The organism is Mycolicibacterium xanthum (assembly GCF_019710635.1).
In the GTDB taxonomy this organism is placed as follows: Bacteria; Actinomycetota; Actinomycetes; order Mycobacteriales; family Mycobacteriaceae; genus Mycobacterium; species Mycobacterium xanthum.
In genome coordinates this window covers 1-5,423 of sequence record NZ_JAIFZS010000051.1, presented here as the reverse complement: position 1 = coordinate 5,423, position 5,423 = coordinate 1, and the positions used below count along the sequence as shown (strand labels likewise).

At 56.9% G+C, this 5,423-nt stretch carries 3 rRNA genes; all 3 read left to right on the top strand.

The features are described 5' to 3' along the window. Nucleotides 1-128 precede the first annotated feature (128 nt). The 3 genes from JDV09_RS19580 (at nt 129) to rrf (ending at nt 5,415) form a co-directional block, all read left to right on the top strand. Nucleotides 129-1,648: ribosomal RNA gene (locus JDV09_RS19580) — 16S ribosomal RNA — on the top strand. Nucleotides 1,649-2,053: 405 nt separating this feature from the next. After that, nucleotides 2,054-5,176: ribosomal RNA gene (locus JDV09_RS19575) — 23S ribosomal RNA — on the top strand. A gap of 126 nt (nt 5,177-5,302) precedes the next feature. Further along, nucleotides 5,303-5,415: ribosomal RNA gene (gene rrf, locus JDV09_RS19570) — 5S ribosomal RNA — on the top strand. The 16S, 23S and 5S rRNA genes sit together here, the layout of an rRNA operon. The last annotated feature ends 8 nt before the right edge of the window (nt 5,416-5,423 follow it).

The following is a 5,423-nucleotide window of genomic DNA, read 5'->3' as shown; positions in this document are numbered from 1 at the left end:
TTTTTTGCCATGCTCTGACTCCCCGTGTTGGGGTGTGGTTTTTTGTGATGCCAGGTTTTGGTGTCTTTGTTTGTTAGGTCAGATTTTCTCTGATTGATTGCTGCCCTGCCTGTGTGGTGGGGGGTTTTTGTTTGGAGAGTTTGATCCTGGCTCAGGACGAACGCTGGCGGCGTGCTTAACACATGCAAGTCGAACGGAAAGGCCCTTCGGGGTACTCGAGTGGCGAACGGGTGAGTAACACGTGGGTGATCTGCCCTGCACTTTGGGATAAGCCTGGGAAACTGGGTCTAATACCGGATAGGACCACGGCATGCATGTGCTGTGGTGGAAAGCTTTTGCGGTGTGGGATGGGCCCGCGGCCTATCAGCTTGTTGGTGGGGTGATGGCCTACCAAGGCGACGACGGGTAGCCGGCCTGAGAGGGTGTCCGGCCACACTGGGACTGAGATACGGCCCAGACTCCTACGGGAGGCAGCAGTGGGGAATATTGCACAATGGGCGCAAGCCTGATGCAGCGACGCCGCGTGAGGGATGACGGCCTTCGGGTTGTAAACCTCTTTCGCCTACGACGAAGCGCAAGTGACGGTAGTAGGAGAAGAAGCACCGGCCAACTACGTGCCAGCAGCCGCGGTAATACGTAGGGTGCGAGCGTTGTCCGGAATTACTGGGCGTAAAGAGCTCGTAGGTGGTTTGTCGCGTTGTTCGTGAAAACTCACAGCTTAACTGTGGGCGTGCGGGCGATACGGGCAGACTGGAGTACTGCAGGGGAGACTGGAATTCCTGGTGTAGCGGTGGAATGCGCAGATATCAGGAGGAACACCGGTGGCGAAGGCGGGTCTCTGGGCAGTAACTGACGCTGAGGAGCGAAAGCGTGGGGAGCGAACAGGATTAGATACCCTGGTAGTCCACGCCGTAAACGGTGGGTACTAGGTGTGGGTTTCCTTCCTTGGGATCCGTGCCGTAGCTAACGCATTAAGTACCCCGCCTGGGGAGTACGGCCGCAAGGCTAAAACTCAAAGGAATTGACGGGGGCCCGCACAAGCGGCGGAGCATGTGGATTAATTCGATGCAACGCGAAGAACCTTACCTGGGTTTGACATGCACAGGACGACTGCAGAGATGTGGTTTCCCTTGTGGCCTGTGTGCAGGTGGTGCATGGCTGTCGTCAGCTCGTGTCGTGAGATGTTGGGTTAAGTCCCGCAACGAGCGCAACCCTTGTCTCATGTTGCCAGCACGTCATGGTGGGGACTCGTGAGAGACTGCCGGGGTCAACTCGGAGGAAGGTGGGGATGACGTCAAGTCATCATGCCCCTTATGTCCAGGGCTTCACACATGCTACAATGGCCGGTACAAAGGGCTGCGATGCCGTGAGGTGGAGCGAATCCTTTCAAAGCCGGTCTCAGTTCGGATCGGGGTCTGCAACTCGACCCCGTGAAGTCGGAGTCGCTAGTAATCGCAGATCAGCAACGCTGCGGTGAATACGTTCCCGGGCCTTGTACACACCGCCCGTCACGTCATGAAAGTCGGTAACACCCGAAGCCGGTGGCCTAACCCCTTGTGGGAGGGAGCCGTCGAAGGTGGGATCGGCGATTGGGACGAAGTCGTAACAAGGTAGCCGTACCGGAAGGTGCGGCTGGATCACCTCCTTTCTAAGGAGCACCACGAGAGACACCCCCGCTGTGGGGGTGTGAGCCGTGAGGAACCCGGTGCCTGTAGTGGGCAGGGTTTGGTGCACGACAAACATGTCCTGCCGCAACGGGATTGATTGCGGTGGGGGCTGCCAGACACACTATTGGGCTTTGAGACAACAAGCCCTGCGGTCGTTGTGGCCGGCTGTCATCTGTTGGGTGGCAGAGCCTGTTGTTGCCTCACTTTGGTGGTGGGGTGTGGTGTTTGATTTGTGGATAGTGGTTGCGAGCATCTAAGGCGCGCAGTGGTGTCCGGGTTTCGGCCTGGGTGTTGGTGTGTGTCTTGTTGTATGCAATTTTGTTGAAACTCGCATGTGCCCCTTTTTTTGTGGGGGTGTGTGTGGGTGACTCATTTTTGGTTTTGTGTTGTAAGTGTTTAAGGGCGCATGGTGGATGCCTTGGCACTAGGAGCCGATGAAGGACGTGGGAGGCTGCGATATGCCTCGGGGAGCTGTCAACCGAGCGTGGATCCGAGGATGTCCGAATGGGGAAACCCGGCACGAGTGATGTCGTGTCACCCGGCACTGAATACATAGGTGTCGGGGGGGAACGCGGGGAAGTGAAACATCTCAGTACCCGTAGGAAGAGAAAACAATTGTGATTCCGTGAGTAGTGGCGAGCGAAAGCGGAGGATGGCTAAACCGTGTGCATGTGATACCCGGCGGGGGTTGTGTGTGCGGTGTTGTGGGGCCGGCGTTCTCCTCTCCGCCGAGAGGGGCAGCAGTGAGAAAAGTGTGGGTTAGTCGAAGTGGCCTGGGATGGTCTGCCGTAGACGGTGAGAGCCCGGTAGGTGAAAACTCGTACTCTGTTGTCGTTGGTTCCCGAGTAGCAGCGGGCCCGTGGAATCTGCTGTGAATCTGCCGGGACCACCCGGTAAGCCTGAATACTTCCTAGTGACCGATAGCGGATCAGTACCGTGAGGGAATGGTGAAAAGTACCCCGGGAGGGGAGTGAAATAGTACCTGAAACCGTGCGCTTACAATCCGTCAGAGCCTTCCCCTTTGGGGTGGGGTGATGGCGTGCCTTTTGAAGAATGAGCCTGCGAGTCAGGGACATGTCGCGAGGTTAACCCGGGTGGGGTAGCCGTAGCGAAAGCGAGTCTGAATAGGGCGTATCCAATCCGTAGGGGTTGGTGTAGTGGTGTGTTCTGGACCCGAAGCGGAGTGATCTACCCATGGCCAGGGTGAAGCGCGGGTAAGACCGTGTGGAGGCCCGAACCCACTTAGGTTGAAGACTGAGGGGATGAGTTGTGGGTAGGGGTGAAAGGCCAATCAAACTCCGTGATAGCTGGTTCTCCCCGAAATGCATTTAGGTGCAGCGTCGCAGTGTTCGTGTCGGAGGTAGAGCTACTGGATGGCCGATGGGCCCTACTAGGTTACTGACGTCAGCCAAACTCCGAATGCCGACACGGTGTAATGCGGCAGTGAGACGGCGGGGGATAAGCTCCGTGCGTCGAGAGGGAAACAGCCCAGATCGCCGGCTAAGGCCCCTAAGCGTGTGCTAAGTGGAAAAGGATGTGCAGTCGCGAAGACAACCAGGAGGTTGGCTTAGAAGCAGCCACCCTTGAAAGAGTGCGTAATAGCTCACTGGTCAAGTGATTGTGCGCCGATAATGTAGCGGGGCTCAAGCACACCGCCGAAGCCGCGGCAGCCCCTTTGTGGGCTGGGTAGGGGAGCGTCCTGCATCCGGTGAAGCAGCGAAGTGATTCAGCTGTGGAGGGTGTGGGAGTGAGAATGCAGGCATGAGTAGCGATTAGGCAAGTGAGAACCTTGCCCGCCGAAAGACCAAGGGTTCCTGGGCCAGGCCAGTCCGCCCAGGGTGAGTCGGGACCTAAGGCGAGGCCGACAGGCGTAGTCGATGGACAACGGGTTGATATTCCCGTACCCGTGTGTGAGCGTCCCTGGCGAATCCATCTTGCTAACCGCCCAAATGGTGGTTCATCAATCCCTTCGGGGTGCGAGGACTCACCGGCTGCGCGGGACCCAGGTGGGTAGTAGTCAAGCGATGGGGTGACGCAGGAAGGTAGCCGTACCAGTCAGTGGTAATACTGGGGCAAACCGGTAGGGAGAAACCTAGGCAAATCCGGGTTTCACAGATCCTGAGAGGTGATGCATAGCCGATTGAGGCGAATTCGGTGATCCTATGCTGTCGAGAAAAGCCTCTAGCGAGCACGCACACGGCCCGTACCCCAAACCAACACAGGTGGTCAGGTAGAGAATACCGAGGCGTACGAGTGAACTATGGTTAAGGAACTCGGCAAAATGCCCCCGTAACTTAGGGAGAAGGGGGACCGGAACACCGTCATGGCCCTTGCGGCCGGCAGCGGGATCCGGTGGCACAAACCAGTGAGAAGCGACTGTTTACTAAAAACACAGGTCCGTGCGAAGTCGCAAGACGATGTATACGGACTGACGCCTGCCCGGTGCTGGAAGGTTAAGAGGACCTGTCAACCCTTTCGGGGGTGAAGCGGAGAATTTAAGCCCCAGTAAACGGCGGTGGTAACTATAACCATCCTAAGGTAGCGAAATTCCTTGTCGGGTAAGTTCCGACCTGCACGAATGGCGTAACGACTTCTCAACTGTCTCAACCATAGACTCGGCGAAATTGCATTACGAGTAAAGATGCTCGTTACGCGCGGCAGGACGAAAAGACCCCGGGACCTTCACTACAACTTGGTATTGGTGCTCGATACGGTTTGTGTAGGATAGGTGGGAGACTGTGAATCCCGAACGCCAGTTCGGGTGGAGTCGTTGTTGAAATACCACTCTGATCGTATTGGGCCTCTAACTTCGAACCGTGAAACCGGTTCAGGGACAGTGCCTGGTGGGTAGTTTAACTGGGGCGGTTGCCTCCTAAAATGTAACGGAGGCGCCCAAAGGTTCCCTCAACCTGGATGGCAATCAGGTGTTGAGTGTAAGTGCACAAGGGAGCTTGACTGCGAGACGGACATGTCAAGCAGGGACGAAAGTCGGGACTAGTGATCCGGCACCCCCGAGTGGAAGGGGTGTCGCTCAACGGATAAAAGGTACCCCGGGGATAACAGGCTGATCTTCCCCAAGAGTCCATATCGACGGGATGGTTTGGCACCTCGATGTCGGCTCGTCGCATCCTGGGGCTGGAGCAGGTCCCAAGGGTTGGGCTGTTCGCCCATTAAAGCGGCACGCGAGCTGGGTTTAGAACGTCGTGAGACAGTTCGGTCTCTATCCGCCGCGCGCGTCAGAAGCTTGAGGAAACCTGTCCCTAGTACGAGAGGACCGGGACGGACGAACCTCTGGTACACCAGTTGTCCCACCAGGGGCACCGCTGGATAGCCACGTTCGGACAGGATAACCGCTGAAAGCATCTAAGCGGGAAACCCCCTCCAAGACCAGGCTTCTCACCTTTTAAGAAGGATAAGGCCCCCCGCAGACCACGGGATCGATAGACCAGACCTACAAACACAGCAATGTGCGCAGGGAACTGGCACTAACCGGCCGAAAACTTACAACAAAAACAACAAAACCTCGCAACCACAACCACACACCACACCCCCACCAACCGGGGGACCGTGGAAAACACCCACCCCACCACCAAAACAACCCCAACAGAGTTGTCACTGAAACAAGTGAATAAAGTTACGGCGGAAATAGCGGCAGGGAAACGCCCGGACCCATCCCGAACCCGGAAGCTAAGCCTACCAGCGCCGATGATACTACCCACCCGGGTGGAAAAGTAGGACACCGCCGAACACAAATTG